At 64.8% G+C, this 17,660-nt stretch carries 20 protein-coding genes; 10 read left to right on the top strand and 10 right to left on the bottom strand.

From position 1 onward, the window contains the following. The coding region (locus IVB47_RS24490) for a hypothetical protein (RefSeq protein WP_247465057.1) at positions 1-854 on the top strand (854 nt) is incomplete at its 5' end. 27 nt (positions 855-881) lie between these two features. Here the strand turns inward: IVB47_RS24490 and IVB47_RS24485 are convergent. Further along, positions 882-1,532, bottom strand: a complete 651-nt coding sequence (locus IVB47_RS24485; protein WP_247465056.1) for a tetratricopeptide repeat protein — start codon at positions 1,530-1,532, stop codon at positions 882-884. A gap of 125 nt (positions 1,533-1,657) precedes the next feature. Continuing rightward, positions 1,658-1,966: a 30S ribosomal protein S21 gene (gene rpsU / locus IVB47_RS24480; RefSeq protein ID WP_007596265.1), complete on the bottom strand. Its 309-nt coding sequence runs from the start codon at positions 1,964-1,966 to the stop codon at positions 1,658-1,660. A gap of 260 nt (positions 1,967-2,226) precedes the next feature. Here rpsU and aqpZ point away from each other — a divergent pair, with 260 nt between their 5' ends. After that, a complete protein-coding gene (gene aqpZ, locus IVB47_RS24475; RefSeq protein ID WP_247401078.1) occupies positions 2,227-2,949 on the top strand; it encodes an aquaporin Z in 723 nt (240 codons plus the stop codon). Positions 2,950-2,985: 36 nt separating this feature from the next. Here aqpZ and IVB47_RS24470 read toward each other — a convergent pair whose 3' ends face one another. Beyond that, entirely contained in the window at positions 2,986-4,092 is a 1,107-nt protein-coding gene (locus tag IVB47_RS24470; RefSeq protein ID WP_027570364.1) for a 5-(carboxyamino)imidazole ribonucleotide synthase, read from the bottom strand. Next, positions 4,089-4,577, bottom strand: a complete 489-nt coding sequence (purE, locus tag IVB47_RS24465; RefSeq protein WP_247358276.1) for a 5-(carboxyamino)imidazole ribonucleotide mutase — start codon at positions 4,575-4,577, stop codon at positions 4,089-4,091. Before purE ends, IVB47_RS24470 begins: the two co-directional genes overlap by 4 nt. A gap of 141 nt (positions 4,578-4,718) precedes the next feature. On the opposite strand from purE, the gene IVB47_RS24460 reads away from it, so the two are divergent. Then, on the top strand, positions 4,719-5,471 hold the full coding sequence (locus IVB47_RS24460) for a GGDEF domain-containing protein (RefSeq protein ID WP_247465053.1): 753 nt from the start codon (positions 4,719-4,721) through the stop codon (positions 5,469-5,471). Here IVB47_RS24460 and IVB47_RS24455 read toward each other — a convergent pair whose 3' ends face one another. The 3 genes from IVB47_RS24455 to IVB47_RS24445 all read right to left on the bottom strand — a co-directional run bounded on the left by IVB47_RS24455 (position 5,472) and on the right by IVB47_RS24445 (position 6,277). Continuing rightward, on the bottom strand, positions 5,472-5,723 hold the full coding sequence (locus tag IVB47_RS24455) for a hypothetical protein (RefSeq protein ID WP_247358278.1): 252 nt from the start codon (positions 5,721-5,723) through the stop codon (positions 5,472-5,474). 22 nt (positions 5,724-5,745) lie between these two features. Beyond that, complete coding sequence (locus tag IVB47_RS24450; RefSeq protein WP_027519981.1) at positions 5,746-5,952, bottom strand: hypothetical protein; 207 nt, start codon at positions 5,950-5,952, stop codon at positions 5,746-5,748. Positions 5,953-6,070: 118 nt separating this feature from the next. After that, positions 6,071-6,277 carry a DUF465 domain-containing protein gene (locus tag IVB47_RS24445; RefSeq protein WP_027519980.1) on the bottom strand — a complete coding sequence of 69 codons (207 nt, stop codon included), beginning with the start codon at positions 6,275-6,277 and terminating at the stop codon, positions 6,071-6,073. A 327-nt stretch (positions 6,278-6,604) separates the two neighbouring features. Between IVB47_RS24445 and IVB47_RS24440 the strand changes: the two genes are divergently transcribed. Continuing rightward, the gene (locus IVB47_RS24440) at positions 6,605-6,784 is read left to right on the top strand and encodes a DUF465 domain-containing protein (protein ID WP_007596254.1); all 180 of its coding nucleotides are present in this window, start codon (positions 6,605-6,607) and stop codon (positions 6,782-6,784) included. A 166-nt stretch (positions 6,785-6,950) separates the two neighbouring features. On the opposite strand, the gene IVB47_RS24435 is transcribed toward IVB47_RS24440, so the two are convergent. Continuing rightward, on the bottom strand, positions 6,951-8,054 hold the full coding sequence (locus IVB47_RS24435) for an NAD(P)/FAD-dependent oxidoreductase (protein ID WP_247465051.1): 1,104 nt from the start codon (positions 8,052-8,054) through the stop codon (positions 6,951-6,953). 202 nt (positions 8,055-8,256) lie between these two features. Between IVB47_RS24435 and IVB47_RS24430 the strand changes: the two genes are divergently transcribed. From IVB47_RS24430 to IVB47_RS24405, 6 genes are all read left to right on the top strand, one after another. Further along, positions 8,257-10,944 carry an EAL domain-containing protein gene (locus IVB47_RS24430; RefSeq protein ID WP_247465048.1) on the top strand — a complete coding sequence of 896 codons (2,688 nt, stop codon included), beginning with the start codon at positions 8,257-8,259 and terminating at the stop codon, positions 10,942-10,944. A 39-nt stretch (positions 10,945-10,983) separates the two neighbouring features. Beyond that, entirely contained in the window at positions 10,984-12,444 is a 1,461-nt protein-coding gene (locus IVB47_RS24425; RefSeq protein ID WP_247465046.1) for a glycerol-3-phosphate dehydrogenase, read from the top strand. A gap of 75 nt (positions 12,445-12,519) precedes the next feature. Next, positions 12,520-13,689: an ABC transporter ATP-binding protein gene (locus IVB47_RS24420; protein WP_247431677.1), complete on the top strand. Its 1,170-nt coding sequence runs from the start codon at positions 12,520-12,522 to the stop codon at positions 13,687-13,689. Further along, positions 13,686-14,600, top strand: coding sequence for an ABC transporter permease (locus IVB47_RS24415; RefSeq protein ID WP_247465044.1), 915 nt, complete (start codon positions 13,686-13,688; stop codon positions 14,598-14,600). The genes IVB47_RS24420 and IVB47_RS24415 overlap by 4 nt, the downstream gene beginning before the upstream one ends. 4 nt (positions 14,601-14,604) lie before the next feature. After that, on the top strand, positions 14,605-15,417 hold the full coding sequence (locus IVB47_RS24410; RefSeq protein WP_247465039.1) for an ABC transporter permease subunit: 813 nt from the start codon (positions 14,605-14,607) through the stop codon (positions 15,415-15,417). 12 nt (positions 15,418-15,429) lie between these two features. Continuing rightward, positions 15,430-15,930 carry a DUF6622 family protein gene (locus IVB47_RS24405; protein ID WP_247431668.1) on the top strand — a complete coding sequence of 167 codons (501 nt, stop codon included), beginning with the start codon at positions 15,430-15,432 and terminating at the stop codon, positions 15,928-15,930. Here IVB47_RS24405 and IVB47_RS24400 read toward each other — a convergent pair. Together IVB47_RS24400 and IVB47_RS24395 are read right to left on the bottom strand one after the other, a co-directional pair. Beyond that, a complete protein-coding gene (locus tag IVB47_RS24400) occupies positions 15,927-16,778 on the bottom strand; it encodes a carbohydrate ABC transporter permease (RefSeq protein WP_027570375.1) in 852 nt (283 codons plus the stop codon). The two genes, IVB47_RS24405 and IVB47_RS24400, sit on opposite strands and share 4 nt — an antisense overlap. Further along, positions 16,775-17,647 carry a sugar ABC transporter permease gene (locus IVB47_RS24395; protein ID WP_211394722.1) on the bottom strand — a complete coding sequence of 291 codons (873 nt, stop codon included), beginning with the start codon at positions 17,645-17,647 and terminating at the stop codon, positions 16,775-16,777. The genes IVB47_RS24400 and IVB47_RS24395 overlap by 4 nt, the downstream gene beginning before the upstream one ends. Positions 17,648-17,660: the final 13 nt, after the last annotated feature.

Below are 17,660 nucleotides of genomic sequence, written 5' to 3'. Positions count from 1 at the left end.
CCGCCGAGGCTGGCAAGAACGGCAAGCCCGCCGATCTGGCAAACTTGCCCGCGCCCGGCGTCAAGGCCAAGGGCATTTCCGAGAAGAAGGTGACGGACAAGCCGGCGGCCGAGAAGACTGCCGATCAGCCGGGTGCTGAGCCCAAGACCACTGAGAAGTCGACGGCGGACGTGGTACCGCCCGAGGCCGCGCCGCGGGGCAAGCCGTCCGCGCGCGAGAAGGCGGTTGCCAAGTCCACCCCGGCCGTCAGTGCACCCGCTCCCGCCACCCCGGTGGTGGAGGCCAATTCGGCGCCGGCTGCTGCCGCGCCGGCCGCAACCCCCGACGCCAACGATCTCGTGCGCGCCGCGATCGAGCGCCTGCGCAAGTCGCCTGAGAGCAAAGCGGCTGAGGCCAAAGCTTCCGACACAAAGGCTTCCGACAACAAGTCTTCCGAGACCAAGCCTTCCGAGACCAAGTCTTCCGAGACCAAGTCGCCCGAGAAGATTCAGGAGCCTGCGGTGCGTGAAGCCGCCCGCACCCCGGAGGCCCCGCGTGTCATTCCCGTGGATACGTCATCGGTGCGTCCGTTGCCGCCGCCGATCACGGTCTCGACACCAGCAGCCGAGGCCTATGGCAATGGCGGCTCGTCGCAGGCGGGCCCGCCCTATACGGCCTCGGTCGGCAACGAGAATCCGAATCGGCTGACGCCCCCGGCTGATATTCCGGTCCCGATGATCGCGCCCCCGCTCGATCTGCGCGCCGATGCCGGAGCGTCCATGCCGCGGCCGAAGACCAATGTCGCCGACGACATGCTGTCGGGCGTCAAGTCCATGTTCCATTCCGTTCTGCCGAAGAGCGTCACCCCGGATTAAGGCGGCGCCTGCGCTGCGCCAGAATCGTCAACCGCCGACGCGGGCGAGGCCGCTGCGGGCGACGTCGTCGCGTGGACGAAGCGAGACTGCCTTGGTGTAGGACGCTGCCGCCTTGGTCCTGTCGCCCAGCCGTTCATAGGCTTGCCCGCGTATGGTCCAGACCTGGGCATTGTGGGGATCGGCCTCGGAAGCCTCATCCAGGTCGGCCGCTGCCTCCTTGACCTTGCCGAGGGCGAGATAGCTGATGGCGCGGCCGAGCAGCGGCTCGACCTTCTGCGGGTTTAGGCCGCTCGCGGCGCTGAAATCGGCGATCGCGAAATCGTGCTGGTTCTTGCCCTGGTAGATCAGGGCGCGGCCATAGAGCGCCTGCGCATTGTAGGGATCGAGTCCGACCGCGTGATTGAACTCATCGAGCGCGGCCGCCGTCTCGCCGGACTTTGCCAGGGCCTGGGCCTTTGCCGTATGGGCCTGGGCCTCACTGACATTGCCGGCGCTGACCACGTTTTCGGCGGTCGCAGCTGCCCTGGGTGCCTCCTGCGGCTTCTCCTTCTCCGGCGTCAGCGATCCCAGGTCGAAGGAGCAGCCGCACAGCGAAATCCCCATCAAGGCCAGCGCAAACGGCTGTAGCAAGATGTGGCGTAACCGCGCCAAGCGCGGCTTGGGGAAAGGGGAGGCCATCTACGGTTCGCTCGAGCTGGTGCCGCATCGGTAGTGCCCCATCCCAGGAAGGCACCGTTCACAAAACAATAACGCGGGCCAAGGGCCCGCGTTATCGAAAACTGAAGTCTCTCAAGTTTGGTAAATCAGCGCGGTCCGCGCGGACCAGCACTTGCACCGGCACCAGGGCCACCGCGACCGCCACGATCACCGCCGGGGCCGGCGCCGAACACCGGCTTCGGCTTCATCGGCAGCAGGCCTTCGCGCTGCAGCTTCTTGCGGGCCAGCTTGCGTGCGCGACGCACGGCTTCGGCCTTTTCGCGGGCCTTCTTCTCGGAGGGCTTTTCGTAGTGACCGCGGAGCTTCATCTCGCGGAAAATACCCTCGCGCTGCATCTTCTTCTTGAGCGCCTTGAGGGCTTGATCGACATTGTTATCGCGAACGAGAACCTGCACGCGGCATCCTCTTCAGTGGATCGGATTTGAATTCTGGTAAGTCAAAGGGGATGGCGAAACGCACACGCCCTTAACCTTGAGGGCGCGGATGTATCAGACAAAACTTGGGATGTCCACCGGCCAAGCGGGTTTTCGGGCCAAGTTCAGCCATTAAATGAGGCAAAATACCTCTGCGCGGCCCTGATTTGGGAGATTTGACGCCAAGGGTGGGGCCGTTTCCGGAGCTTTGTTCCGGTATCTTTGAAAGCAGGGGACGACACATGGATATGAAGAAATACGCGGCCGAGGCTATCGGCACCTTTTGGCTCACATTCGCAGGTTGCGGAAGTGCTGTGATCGCAGCCGGCTTTCCGCAGGTCGGCATCGGCCTGGTCGGTGTCTCCCTCGCATTCGGGCTGAGCGTGGTCACCATGGCCTACGCGATCGGCCACATCTCAGGCTGCCATCTCAATCCGGCCGTCACCGTCGGTCTTGCCGCCGGCGGACGTTTTCCGGCCGGACAGATCCTGCCTTATGTGATCGCGCAGGTCGCCGGCGCGATCGTGGCCGCGTGGCTTCTCTACGTCATTGCAAGCGGAGCTCCCGGCTTCGACGTCAGCAAAGGATTCGCGTCCAACGGCTACGACGCCCATTCTCCCGGCCAGTACAGCATGATCGTGTGCTTCCTCACCGAGGTGGTGATGACCATGATGTTCCTGTTCATCATCATGGGCGCCACCCACGGCCGCGCGCCCGCGGGCTTTGCGCCGCTGGCGATCGGGCTCGCGCTGGTGATGATCCATCTCGTCAGCATCCCCGTCACCAACACCTCGGTGAACCCGGCGCGCAGCACGGGACCGGCGCTGTTCGTCGGCGGCTGGGCGCTGTCGCAGCTCTGGCTGTTCTGGGTCGCGCCACTGATCGGCGGCGCGCTTGGCGGGGTGATCTATCGCTGGCTCAGCGACGAACCCACCGGCGTCGTCGCTGGCGCAAAGACGGCGTAATCGCAAAGCGGGATCGCGGCATGCGCCGCGGTCCCGTCAATCGCCGGTCGTGGGTCGCACTTCGGTGACATGCCCCATCTTGCGGCCGGGGCGCGGCGCGCCCTTGCCGTAGATGTGCACGGTCGCGCCCGGCACGCTCAGCCACTTGTCATATTCGTTGATCTCGTCGCCGATCAGATTGGTCATGGTGACGACCTCGCCGTGGCGCACGGGCTTGCCGAGGGGCCAGCCGGCAATGGCGCGGATGTGCTGCTCGAACTGCGAGACGGATGCGCCGTCGAGCGTCCAGTGTCCGGAATTGTGCACGCGCGGAGCGATCTCGTTGACCAGCACCTTGGGTCCGGTGCCGTTGGCGAGCACGAACATCTCGACGGCAAGCACGCCGACATAATCGAGCGCGCCCGCGATCTTGCCGGCAATGCTGCGCGCTTCCTCGGCGAGCACGTCCGGGATCCGGGCGGGCGCTCGGGAGATCTTCAGGATGTGGTCGCGGTGCTCGTTTTCGGTGACGTCGAAACACTCGACCTGGCCTGTCGCGGAGCGGGCGGCGATCACGGAAATCTCACGTTCGTACGGCACGAAGGCTTCCAGGATGGCCGATTTGGTGGCGAGACTGGTCCACACTTTCGCGACGTCGTCGCCCTCGCGGATGATGGCCTGGCCCTTGCCGTCATAGCCGAAGCGGCGGGTCTTCAGCACCGCCGGAAGGCCGATTCTGGCGATAGCCTCGCGCAACGACGGGACCGAGGTGACGTCGGCATAGGCTGCGGTGCCGATGCCCAGCCGCGTCACGAAATCCTTCTCGGCGAGCCGGTCCTGGGTGGTCTCAAGGATCTTGCGGTTGGGCAGCACGGGACGGCGCGCATCCAGCACCATCGCGGCCGCGGACGGCACGTTCTCGAATTCGTAGGTGATGACATCGACGTCGTTGGCGAACAGCTCGAGTGCTTCGACATCGGCATATTCAGCGCAGGTCGCATTCAAGACGACGTCGAAGGCCGGTGAATCCGGATCGGGCGAGAACACCTGGCAGCGCAGGCCGAGCCGTGCCGCCGCCATAGCCAGCATCCGCCCTAATTGTCCGCCGCCGAGGATGCCAATGGTGTCGCCGGGCTTCAGCTTCACCTGCTTTGCGTCAGTCACGCCTTGTCCTCCGGGCGCTCGGCCACGGCCTCGGTCTGCGCCTTGCGCCAGGCGGCGAGGCGATCGGACAAGGCCGGGTCGGATAAGGCCAGCACGGCGGCCGCCAACAGCGCCGCATTGATGGCGCCGGCCTTGCCGATGGCGAGGGTGCCGACCGGGATGCCTGCGGGCATCTGGACGATCGAATAGAGCGAATCGATGCCCTTCAGCGTCCTGGATTCGACTGGGACGCCGAACACGGGCAGTTCCGTCAGCGCTGCCGCCATGCCGGGCAGGTGCGCAGCGCCGCCCGCGCCGGCGATGATGACCTTGTAACCGGCCCCCTTGGCGCCCTTGGCGAACGCAAACAGCCGATCGGGGGTGCGGTGTGCCGAAACGATGCGAGTGTCGGCGACAACGCCGAGCGCTGCAAGCGTGTCGGCGGTATGCCGCATCGTGTCCCAGTCCGACTGGCTTCCCATGATGATGGCGATTGGCGCGGTCATGACGTCAATTGTGCTCGAAAAACAGGAAGATAGGCCAGATTAGCGGTTCCGGCCGGTTGCTCGCAAGGCGGTGGCAAGGAGAAGGGAATGCACTATCCTGTCTTGGTGAATCCCCGCAAGCCTTCATTGAGCAGGATGCCCATGAAGAAACCAAAAAGGGCGAGCGCTGCGAAGGCCAAAAAGGGCCCGAAAACCAGCGCCGGTCGCTCCAAAGTTGCTCCCAAGCGTCTGGCCAAGAGTCGGGCCAAGGGCCCGGCCAAGCTTCCGGCGCGGCGTGGAGCGTCGGCCGCTGGCGGCGCCAAAGGGGCCATGAAGCCGGCCGTCAACGCGACCATCCGCGACCTCCGGAGCAAGCTCAAGGGGGCGCTGCGGCGGGTCGCGGAGCTCGAGGCAGCCGCCGACACCGACTTCCTGCTGGAAATTCCGAACCGGCGCGGCTTCGAACGTGAGCTCGCTCGCGCCGTCGCCTACATGAAGCGCTACCGCGCCAGCGGCGCGCTGATCGTCCTCGACGTCGATCGGCTGAAGCCGATCAACGATTCCTTCGGCCATGCGGCCGGCGACGAGGTGCTGAAGGCGATTGCCGCCACGCTGACGCGGCAGATCCGCGCCTCGGACGTGGTGGGCCGCCTCGGCGGCGACGAGTTCGCGCTGCTGCTCTGGAATCTCAGCGAGACCGACGCCAAGGCGAAGGCCGCGGCTTTCGAGCAGGCCGTCGACGAATTGTCCTTTGTCTTTCGCGGCCAGCACGTGAGCGCGGGCGCTTCCGCCGGCGTCGCCCTGCTTGGAGTGCAGTCCGACTCCACGCGGGCCCTGGAGGAGGCCGATGCCGCCATGTATGTGCGCAAGGCGCACCGGCGGCACGAGCCGCACATCAGGCTCGTCAGCAGCTAGTTAAAGTGTGCCGAGGTCTTTCGGTACGTTGCCGAAGCTGCGGAGCAGTTTGGCGTCGCCGAATTCGCCGGTCATGGGATCGCCGCTGCGGCTGAACGCGACCGCGCCGGTGTGGCCGGCGCCGCGCGACATGATCTCGGCGCGCCGTAGCGCGGCCGCCGCGCTCTGGCATTCCTCGGCCGCACCTGCGACCGGCGAGCCGTCCTCGTCGGTCAGGAAAGGTAATGCAACGTAATAGGTGACATCGGACATGGTCGGCTCCGATAGCTGACAGTCAGGCGGCGCTACTCTTGCTGCGCGAGGTCTCCGGAATGCAGCCTGCGGAAACCGCCGCCTGCAATTCCTCCAGCTCGGCCTCCAGATATTCATTGGCCATGATCAGCGCCTTGATGGTGCTGCGCAGATTGCCGTCGCACATCGCGATCGCCTGATCACAGGCTTGTTCATAATGGCCGTTGTCGAGAAGGGCGGCTGCCGACATCTGCGTTTTCCTTGGACGGTTTTCCGGGGGGCGTTGGTGTCTAAATGTTCTTATTTTGTTCCTTTTGAGTCAAGCGGATTCACATGCGGCGGGTCGCCGTGAGCTGTCCTCCTGTGGATCAGGCGATGATATCGGGCGTGATCTGGTCTTCGATGAACGCGATACGGTCACGCAACAACAGCTTGCGTTTCTTCAACCGCTGTAACCGCAACAGGTCGGGGGCGGGCGATTGATGCAGTGCATCGATCGCCGCATCAAGATCTCGGTGTTCCTGGTGCAACCGGGCGAGCTCGGATTCGAGTTCGCGCGCATCTTCATTGGTCATGTCTGCGGTGGCCGAAAAACCGATAGGCGTGAGATTAAGGCTGTGGATGCCCTGTGGAAACTATCGTCCTTGCGCGCCGTGATCGCAAGCGATCTCGGGCTGTCCCGCGTCGATCTCCCGCGGGATATTTCTGCGGTCGCTTCGACGTTGCGCAAGCGCATTGATATCACGGATTTTTCCCGCGTGGTTCCCTTACTCACGCTTCGTTACATATGAATTTTCAAAAATGACAGTGCGACGACGGATACCCATCGACAGAACGAATCGGTGATGTACACTTCGTCGTCCGGTCGAATCCAAGGTTCACCCCTACCGAGGAGGTTTCGAATGACAATTCAGGCACATCTGGTTGAATTGGAACGGAAGCACAAAACTCTCGAAAACGAATTGCACGAAGCTCTCGTGCACCTTTCAACAGACGACCTGCAAATTGTTGAGTTGAAGCGCCGGAAGTTGATGGTCAAGGACCAGATCGAGCGTCTCAGGCACGGCGACACGCTCCACTAGTAACCCCGTAACAGCGTAGAGTTGATCGCACCCTTTCAGGCAGGGATGGGAGCCTTTGCGCTCATCCCTGCTGCAAGGCGCGCAGCGTGCAAGGATTTCGCCGCTCTAGCTTCTTGTCTGGACGCGCTTCTTTACGCGCAACCGGAATCCCCTTCGCTTTAAACCACTAGATGTTTGCGAGCTCGGCAACGTGATCCGCGATCGCGAGCGATGACGTCAATCCGGGCGACTCGATGCCGAACAGATTGATCAGGCCTTCGACGCCGTGATCGCGCGGGCCCTGCATCAAGAAATCCTGCGTGGCCACCGCCGGCGGCACGATCTTCGGGCGGATGCCCGAATAGCTCGGCATGAGCGCGCCGTCAGGCAACGTCGGCCAGTATCTGCGGATCGCCGGGTAGAAGCGCTCGGCGCGTGACGGGTCGACCTCATAGTCGATCGTCTCGATCCACTCGACGTCGGGGCCGAAACGCGCCTGTCCTGCCATGTCCAGCGTCAGATGCACCCCTAGCCCACCGGGCTCGGGCACCGGATAGATCAGGCGCGAGAACGGTGCCCTGGCATTGCAGCTGAAGTAGTTTCCCTTGGCGAGGTAGGCCGTCGGGATCCGTTCCAGCGGCATGCCCTCGATGTTGCGCGCCACGGTGGTCGCCGAGAGCCCGGCGGCGTTGACGAGGAGGCTGCATTGCAGCGTCATCGGCGCTTCGCCGCCCGCCTCGATCTCGATGACGCCGGCGGTCGCCTTGGCACGGATCAGCGGGGTGTGGAACGCGAAGGCCGCGCCCGCGTCCTCGGCTTCGCCGCGCAGCGAGAGCATGTAGGCGTGGCTGTCGATGATGCCGGTCGACGGCGACAGCAGCGCGGCGTCGCAGGCGAGCGCCGGCTCCAGCCCACGTGCCGCATCGCCCGTGAGCAACTGCATGTCGAGCACGCCGTTGGCCTCGGCATGCGCCTTGATCGATTGCAGCTTCTCGGTCTCTTTCGGATTGGTCGCGACGATCAGCTTGCCGCAATTCCTGTGCGGGATGCCGCGCTCGGAACAGTAACGATAGAGCGCGTGCTTGCCGTCGACGCACATGCGCGCCATCCAGCTTCCGGCGCGGTAGTAGATGCCGGCATGGATCACCTCGCTGTTGCGCGAGGAGGTGATGGTGCCGATGGCCTCGGCTTGCTCGAGCACGATCACCTCGCGCCCGGCTTGCGCCAGCTTTCGAGCCACCGCGAGCCCGATCACGCCGGCTCCGATGACGACGCAGTCCACCCTATCCATGGTTGTGCAGGACGTCCGCTCGAAGCGACGAAGGCCTCACGCCTGGAAACGGCGGCGCGGGGGCGTTTTCCGTTAAGGAAGCATTTATCATGTCAGGGCAATTGCCGTATTTGATGCCACATTTTTCCGTTGCTCGTACAGGCGTTTACCCGATCCAAACCCGCCAGGCCAGACAATCCGACGTTGAAATCGCGGGTGGCTGATGGCTGAGAAGAACTGGCACGCGGGCAGCGCGCTTCCGATTGCGATGCAGGCCGTCGTGTGCCTGGCCGCAGCGGTCGCGCCTGCGCGCGCCTTTGCCCTCTCCGACAGCTTCAGCCCTCCGAGCTACCTCGGCCACCTCGATCCCAACGTGATCTGGGAAGCCCTGATCGCGGGAATTGTGATCTGTTCGTTCTTCGCCGCGATCGCGCTATGGATCCATTCCTCACTGCGCCGGACTAGGCGTTTGCAGCTGCGGCGCAATGCCTTTGTCTCCTCCGCCATGAACAACCTCAACCAGGGCGTGGTGATGACGGATGCGCAGCGGCGCATCATCTTCTGCAACGACCGCTATCTCGATATCTACGGCTTGATGCGGTCGGACATCTGGGCCGGAATGACCGGCCACGACATCCTTGAGCTGCGGCGCCAGCGTGGCGTGCTCGGCGGCGCTTCCGACGACGAGTTCTATGAGAAGGCGGCAAGCCCGAACGGCCTGATAACCGAACTGCCGGACGGGCGGGCCATCCTGGTGAAGTATTTCGTGCTGCCCAACGGCGGCTCGGTGGCGACCCATCTGGACGTCAGCGAGCAGCGCAGGCTGTCCCGGCAGCTCGCCTCCACCAAGCAGTTCCTGGAAACATTGCTGGACCACGTACCGGCCTGCGTGGCGGCGAAGAACATCGAGGATGGTCGCTACATTTTCGCCAATAGCGCCTATGAGCGCTTCTGGGGTTTCTCACGCGATCATGCCGTCGGCAAGAACGCCCGCGAGCTGTTTGCGCCCATCTCGGCGGACAGCATCGAGGCGACCGACCGGGCGGCACTCGATTCGCCGGACGGCCAGTTTCGCAACGAATTCGAGGTCGACCGCGCCGGTGAGCGGCGCATGGTTGCCTCGATCCGGATCGTGGTCCGCAACGAGAGCAACAAGCCCGAATTCCTGATGCTCGTGTTCGAGGACATCACCGATCGCCGCTCGCTGTCGAAGGAGCTGGAGAGCACGAAGAAGTTCCTGGAGCTCGTGGTCGACAACATCCCGGTGGCCCTGATCGTCGAGCAGGTCAAGGACGGCCGCTACCTGCTCGCCAACCGCAGCGCGGAGACGATCCTCAACCGCAGGCGCGAGGAAGCCACGGGCCTGACCGCGTCCGACATCTTCAATCCCAAGGAAGCCAAGCTGATCATCGCGCGCGACGAAGCCGCGATCAAGAAGCGTGGGATGATCACCGAAGAGCACCCGATCTCCACCAAGGACGGGCTGCGGCTGTTCCTCACCCGCCGCGCCACCGTGCTGGGCGACACCGGCGAGCCGCAATATCTGATCAAGACCCACGAGGACGTCACCGATCGCCGGCAGACCGAGTCGCGCATGGCGCACATGGCCTACCACGACGGCCTCACCGATTTGCCGAACCGTGCCGCTTTCCTGCAGGCGTTGACCCAGATGATCGAGGCCTGCGAGGGCACCGGCGAGGAGTTCGCGGTTCTGTGCGTCGATCTCGACGGCCTCAAGGAGGTCAATGACGTCTTCGGCCATGCGCACGGCGACAAGCTCCTGGTCGAGGTGGCCCAGCGGCTCCAGGATTCCGCGCGCGGCGGCGTGGTGGCGCGCCTGTCCGGCGATGAGTTCGGCCTGATCATCGACGGCAAGCAGCCGGAGGCGGGCCTCGCGCTGGCGCAGCAGATCGGTGATGCCGTCGCCAAGGAATTCCAGATCGACGGCCGCCCGGTCCGCGCCGGCGTCACCACCGGCATGTCGATCTTCCCGCACAACGGCGCCGACGCCGCCTCGCTGCTCGCCAATGCCGGCGCGGCGCTGTTCCGCGCCAAGCAGAAATCGCGCGGCACGATCAGCCTGTTCCAGCCGGAGATGGACCAGCAGATCCGCGATCGCCGCGTGCTGCACCAGGACCTCTCGATGGCGATCAAGAATGGCGAGCTCTCGCTCGCCTTCCAGCCGCAGGGGACTGCGGGCCACAGCGTCGCCGAGAGCGATATCATCGGTTTCGAGGCGCTGGCGCGCTGGCAGCACCCGGTGCGCGGCCAGGTTTCCCCGGCCGAATTCATTCCGATCGCGGAGGAAAGCGGCCTGATCGTCGAGATGGGCGAGTGGATCCTGCGCGAGGCCTGCCGCGAGGCCGCCTCCTGGCCGACGCCGCTTCAGGTCGCGGTCAACCTGTCGCCGGCGCAGTTCATGCACGGCGACGTGGTCGGGCTCGTCCATTCCATTCTGCTCGAGACGGGTCTCGCACCCGGCCGGTTAGAGCTTGAGATCACCGAGGGCGTGCTGATCGAGGACTTCGATCGCGGTCTTGCGCTGCTGCGCCGGCTCAAGGCGCTCGGCGTGCGCATCTCCATGGACGATTTCGGCAGCGGTTATTCCTCGCTGAGCTATCTCCAGGCGTTCCCGTTCGACAAGATCAAGATCGACCGCGCCTTCATCATCAATCTCGGCCGCAACCCGCAATCGGCGGCGATCGTGCGCGCGGTGATCGATCTCGGCCATGGCCTGGAAATGTCGATCGTCGCCGAGGGCGTCGAGACGTTGGAACAACTTGCCTTCCTCGCCGCGGAAGGCTGCGACGGCGTGCAGGGCTATCTGCTCGGCAAGCCCCTGCCGATCGGGAAATATGCCGGCCTCGTCGGTCGCGCCGAAGTCATGGAGCTTGCGCTCAAGACCGGTTAGTGATGGTAGGCGCTTCGTTCGCTTCCATTCGACGGCTTCATGGCGGATTACGACCTTGCGATCATCGGGGGCGGCCTGAACGGTGTCAGCCTCGCGCGCGATGCCGCCGGCCGCGGCCTGCGGGTCATCCTGTTGGAGCAGGGCGATCTGGGCGGCGCGGCGTCCTCGGCAACACCGCGGCTGATCCACGGCGATCTCTCGGTCCTGGAACGGCGCGGCTTCCGACGGGTGCGCCGGGCGCTCGCCGAGCGCCGGACCTGGCTCCGGATCGCGCCGCATCTGGTTCGGCCGATGCGCTTCGTGATCCCGGCGCATTCCGACGAGCGCCCGCCATGGCTGCTGCGACTCGGCCTGCTCCTCTACGACAGCCTCACCAGCCGGAGCGGCCTGCCAGCAACGGCGACCCTCGACATCACGCATCATCCGGTCGGCAACGCGCTGAAACGACCATTCGGCACGGCCTTCGAATATTCGGATTGCGTCGTCGACGATTCCCGAGTGGTGGTGCTCACGGCACTGGATGCGGCCGAGCGTGGCGCCGTGATTCGGACTGGAGCGCGCTGTGTGCGTGCCGATCGAACCGACACATGGCGGCTCGCGGTGGTCGACCGCGGCCATCGTCGCACGATCACGGCCCGGGCACTCGCCAACGCCACCGGCGGCTGGACGTCGATGGTCGCCGAGACCGTGCTGCGGCAGCCGCAACCCGCCATGGCGGCGATGCAGATGAGCCAGATCATCGTCCCGCGGCTGTTCGATTCCGATAACGTCTACGTCTTCCAGAACAGCGATGGCCGGCTGATCTTCGCGAGTCCCCTCGATCGCGACTTTACGCTGATCGGCACAATCACGCACGATTTCACCGGCGATCCCGCGATCGTCGCGATGCGGGGGGCCGACGTCGGCTATCTCTGTGAGGCGGCCAGTCGCTATTTCCGCGAGCGCGTCGCCCCGACCGACGTGGTGCGGGCGGTCTCCGGCGTCAACCTGACGCTTGCGTCCGCGCGCCGGCGTGACGGCACCACGCTGTTCCACGCGCGGCGGCGCAAGGCGCCGCTGATCACGATGTTCGGCGGTGACGTCACCACATCGCGCCTGCGGGCGGAGCGCGCGGTGACGAAGTTGACGCCGTTCTATCCGATGTCGCCGCCCTGGACCGCAGGCGCGGCGCTGCCGGGCGGAGATTTCGCGTGGGACCGTTTCGACACCGAGGTCGATCTTGCGCGTGACCGCTGGCGCTTTCTCTCGGAGACGCAGGCCCAACGCTTCGTCGCGGCCTATGGCTCGCGGCTGCCGGCTGTGCTCGGTGAGGCAAAGACCCGCGACGATCTCGGCCCGGCCTTCGGTCCCGAGTTGACGGGCGCCGAGGTGCGCTATCTCATGACCCACGAATGGGCGCGTTTTCCCGAGGACATCCTGTGGCGCCGCTCCAAGCTCGGCCTGACAATGTCGGCGGAGGGATGCGATGCGCTGGCTGCGTTCATGGCGAATCCGATGTGAACGAACCGCCTCTAACCGGTTGAGTGAGGGACGATCGGCCGCTAGCGTGCGGCGGGATTGAGGTTGGCAGGGACCATGACTGACGAGTTGGCCAGAACAGACGCCGCTGCGGATCCGGTCGGAGAGACGCAGTTCGCGGCCAGCGAGCCGCTGCTGCGCATCGAGGGCGTCGCCAAGACCTTCGGGACGTTCCGGGCCGTCGACGGCGTGTCGCTCGACATCAAGACCGGCGAGTTCTTTGCGCTGCTCGGCCCCAGCGGCTGCGGCAAGACCACGCTTCTGCGCATGCTCGCCGGTTTCGAAGCGCCGGATCAAGGACGCATCCTGCTCGGCGGCAAGGACATCGCGCAGGCGCTGCCGCATGAGCGGCCGATCAACATGATGTTCCAGAACTACGCGCTGTTTCCGCACCTGTCGGTGCGCGACAACATCGCCTTCGGCCTGAAGCGCGCCGGCATGGCGCGCGCCGACATTGCCACGCGTGTGGCGGAGATGGTCGCGCTGGTGAAGCTCGACGGGCTCGAGAAGCGCAAGCCCGACCAGCTCTCCGGGGGGCAGCGCCAACGTGTGGCGTTGGCGCGTGCACTGGCGCGGCGGCCGCAGCTCCTTCTGCTCGATGAGCCGCTCGCAGCGCTGGACAAGAAGCTGCGCGAGAGTACCCAAGGCGAGCTGATGGAGCTTCAGCGCCGGCTCGGCATGACCTTCATCATCGTCACCCACGATCAGGAAGAGGCGATGACGATGGCGAGCCGGATCGGCGTGATGAGAGACGGCAAGCTCGCGCAGGTTGCTAGCTCGCGCGAACTCTACGAGGCGCCACGCTCGCGCTGGATCGCGGAGTTTGTCGGCGACGTCAATTTGTTCGACGCCGAGTCCAAATTGCGCGACGGTCATCGCCTGGTGATAGGCACGCGCGATGCGGGACCGCTGGTGGTGGCGGAGCCGCGCGAGCCGTTCGGCGAGGTCAGATTATCGGTTGCGATCCGCCCCGAAAAGGTCAAGCTCTCGCGCCGTGGTCCGGTGAGGGAAGCCGGTCATGAAACGGCGATCAACCAGCTCGACGGCGTGATTGCCGACATCTGCTATCTCGGCGGCACCACCACCTACAAGGTGAAGCTCGACGCCGGCGGGATGGTGCAGGCTTCGGTCGCCAACAGCGCGCGCCTCGACGTCGACGCCTACAGCCTGAACCAGCCTGTCGTCGCCTGGTTCACGCCCGACGACTGCGTGGTGCTGCCGTCATGAGCGCGCGCCGCATCTTCGCGCGACCGGCTCGCCTTGCCGCGATCGCGCCCTATGTCTGGATGGTGCTGTTCTTCCTGGTGCCGTTCGGCTTCGTGCTGAAGATCAGCCTGTCGCAGACGGCGATCGCGCAGCCGCCTTACGAGCCGGTGTTCGACCTGATGGCGGGATGGGGGACGCTGAAGATCGCCTTTGCCGCGTTGTCGATCGACAATTTCAGGCTGCTCGTCTCCGACGATATCTACGTGTTCGCCTATGTGCGTAGCCTCATCGTCGCTGTCACCGCGACCGCGCTGTTGCTCCTGATCGGTTATCCCATCGCCTACGGCATGGCGCGGCTGCCGACGCGCTGGCAAGCCGTGGCGATGGTGCTCGTGATCGTGCCGTTCTGGACCTCGTTCCTGATCCGGATCTATGCCTGGATCAACATCCTCCAGCACGACGGCCTGCTCAACCAGATCCTGCTGGCGCTGCATCTGGTCAGCCAGCCGGTGGTGTGGCTCTCCACCGACAGCGCGATGTATATCGGCATCGTCTATTCCTACCTGCCGTTCATGATCCTGCCGCTCTACGCCACGCTGGCCAAAATGGAGCCGGTGCTGGAGGAGGCGGCCTCGGATCTCGGTGCGCCGCGCTGGCAGGTGTTCTGGCTCGTCACCTTCCCGCTGTCGCTGCCCGGCGTCGGCGCCGGCGTGCTGCTGTGCTTCATCCCCATCGTCGGCGAGTTCGTCATTCCGGATCTCCTGGCCGGCTCCAATGCGCTGATGATCGGCCAGACGCTGTGGCTCGAGTTCTTCACCAACAAGGACTGGCCGGTCGCCTCCGCCGCGGCCATCGTGCTGTTGGTGGTGCTGCTGGTCCCGCTGCTGCTATATGAACGGCTGCAGAAGCGGCAGCTGGAACAGGGGCGGTGAGGCGATGCGCAAGGTCTCCCGCCTGTCCCGCTTCAACGTCGCCTCGCTCGCGCTGGGTCTGGCCTTCCTCTACCTGCCGATCCTGATCCTCGTCGTCTATTCCTTCAACGCCTCGCGCCTGGTGACGGTGTGGGGCGGCTGGTCGCTGCGCTGGTATCACGAGTTCTTCAATGACCGTGCCATGATCGAGGCGGCCTGGATGAGCCTGCGCGTCGCGGTCTCGTCGGCGACCATTGCGACCCTGATCGGCACGCTCGCCGCCGTGGCGCTGTCGCGAGGCGAGCGGTTCCGCGGCCGCACCCTGTTCTCCGGCATGCTCTATGCGCCGCTGGTGATGCCGGAGGTGATTACCGGGTTGTCGCTGCTGCTGCTGTTCGTGGCGCTGAACGCCGAGCGCGGCTTCTGGACGGTCACGATCGCCCATACCACGCTGACGATGTGCTTCGTCGCCGTCGTCGTGCAGTCCCGCCTCGGCTCGCTCGACCGCTCCTTGGAAGAGGCCGCGATGGACCTCGGCTGCGATCCGGTGCGCGCGTTCGTGGCCGTGACGCTGCCGCTGATCGCGCCCGCGATCGTCGCGGGCTGGATGCTCGCCTTCACGCTGTCGCTGGACGATCTCGTGATCGCGAGCTTCACCACCGGCCCGGGCTCGGCGACGCTGCCGATCCGGATCTATTCGGAGGTGCGGCTGGGCGTGAAGCCCGAGATCAACGCGATCTGCACGCTGGTGATCGCCTTGATCGCGGCCGTCATCGTGATCGCCTCGCTCGCCTCGAAACTGTCGAGCTCGCAGGGCGAGAGCGCGGCGCCGCTTTAGACGGGAGGCATCGTGACATTCACCTACCAGGTGCTCGTCCACACGCCGCTCTGGGTCTTCGCGTTGTTCGCCTATCTGGTCTGGCAGGGCATCAAGGCGATGCAGCCGCGCAGGACGCCGATCTGGCGTGCGCTGATCGTGCCGGTCGTGTTCATCGTCTGGGGCGTCTCACGGATCGGCTCTGGACATCAGGACGGCACGTGGCCACTGGTCGCCTGGATCGCGGCGGCACTGGTGCTGCTGCCGCTCGGCGTGCTGACGCCGCGTCCGTTCGATGTCGATCACACGACCGGGGAGATCATTCGTCCCGGCAGCGCGTTTGCGCTGGTCCGCAATCTCGTCGTGTTCTCTCTGCAGTACACAGTTGGCGTGATCACGGCGATCAATGCCGGCGATCGCGCGCTGGCCTTCATCGCCGGCCGCGCGATTTCGGGCGCGACCGCGGGCTATTTCATCGGCTCGACGATCGCGCTTCTGATCGCGTATCGCCGCAAGAGCGCGGCCGATGTTTAGGACTTCACCGCACCTGCCGTGAGCCCGCCCACCATGTAGCGCTTGAAGGCGTAATAGACCGCGGCCGGCGGCAGCGCGTAGATGAAGCCGGTGGTCATCAACAGCTCCCACGGCGAGTCGTCGGCGGCGAGGAAGTTGCCGAGCGCGACCGGCAGTGTGATGTCGGTGTCCTTGGACAAGAGCAGGAACGCGTAGAGGTATTCGTTCCAGGCCAGCAGCACGGCATAGGTGCCGATCGCGACCAGCGAGGGCATCATCAGCGGCACATAGACCAAGCGGAACAGCTGCAGCGTGGTCGCGCCGTCCATCACGGCGGCCTCGTCGAGCTCGACCGGCAGCTTGTCGGACGCCTGCTTCAGCACCCAGATCGCATAAGGCGAGGCGATCGTCACCATGGCCAGGATCAGCGACCAGTGATTGTTGAGCAGGCCGTAAGTGCCCATGGTGCGGTACATCGGCACGGCGAGGAACGCCGCCGGGATGAAGTAGGTGAACAGCGCGAGATTCATCACCCAGCGGCCGCCCGGCACCTTAAGCCGCGAGATCGAGAATGCGGCGGCGGTCGCGATGAACAAGGTCAGCGCGCCGGCGGCCAGTGCGATCACAGTCGAGTTCCAGAACTGGATCCAGAAGTCGCGCAGGAAATAGTGCTCCTGGTAGAACACGATGTGGAAGTTGTGCAGCGTCGGATGATCCGGCCACAGCTTGCCCGAGAACGCGTCCTCCTTCGGCGAGATCGCGAAGAGGAACATGTGGTAGATCGGAATCATGGTCCAGATGAAGACCGGGATGCCGATCAGCAGGAGCTTGGCTTCGGTACCAACTTCGCGGAGGGTGGGAAGCTTCATCGCGACAACCGTTTCATCATGAAGTACATCAGCGGCAGCACGAACGGTATCGCGCAGACGATGGAGGCCATCGCAAGCGAGAGCTGGTCGAGCCGGAGATAGCGGATGCCGAGCGTCGACAGCACATGCGTGAGGTCGGCCGGCCCGCCGCCGGTGAGCAGATAGACGCTGTTGAAGTCGCCGAGCGTCCAGATCATCGAGAGCAGCGTGCAGGTGACGTAGAGCATCTGCATCGACGGCCAGGTGATGAAGCGGAATTTCTGCCACGGACTGGCGCCGTCGACTTCGGACGCCTCGTACAGATCCTGCGGGATCGCGAGCCGCCCGGTCAGCAGGATCAGCGTCCAGAACGGCAGCGACTTCCAGATATGCACGGCGATCGCCATGGTCAGCGCGACCGTCGGGTCGTTCAGCCAGTTCGGGCCGTCATCGCCGGTGAGGGAGAAGATGAAATGGTTGACCATGCCCCATTCCGGATTGAGCATGAAGCGGACCGACAGGATGGTCGGGATCGACGGCACCGCCCAAGGCAGGATGAAGATCACCGACAGCCATTTGATCCAGGGGCGCTGCTGCGCGAAGAAGCCGGACAGGAACAGCGCGATCAGCATCTTCACGTTGATGCCGATGACCAGGAAGATCAGCGTGTTGACCGCGGCGCGCGCGAAGATCGGGTCGTTGTACAGAGCGACATAGTTCGCCGGATTGCGCGCCAGCCACAGGCCGTAGCCGACGGGATAGACGACGAAGGCCAGGAAGACGAGTAGATAGGGCACAAGCAGCAAGATGCCCCAGACCTGCTGCGTGGTCAGGCGCGCCGACAGGGGAGGGGCCGGAATTGTGTCTGAGCCGGAAAGTGTGATCGCCATATCGCATACCCAC

The sequence above is a fragment of the Bradyrhizobium sp. 62 genome (genome assembly GCF_023073035.1).
GTDB lineage: Bacteria > Pseudomonadota > Alphaproteobacteria > Rhizobiales > Xanthobacteraceae > Bradyrhizobium.
The sequence above is the reverse complement of the archived record's forward strand: the minus strand, read 5'-3'. Positions and strand labels throughout refer to the sequence as shown.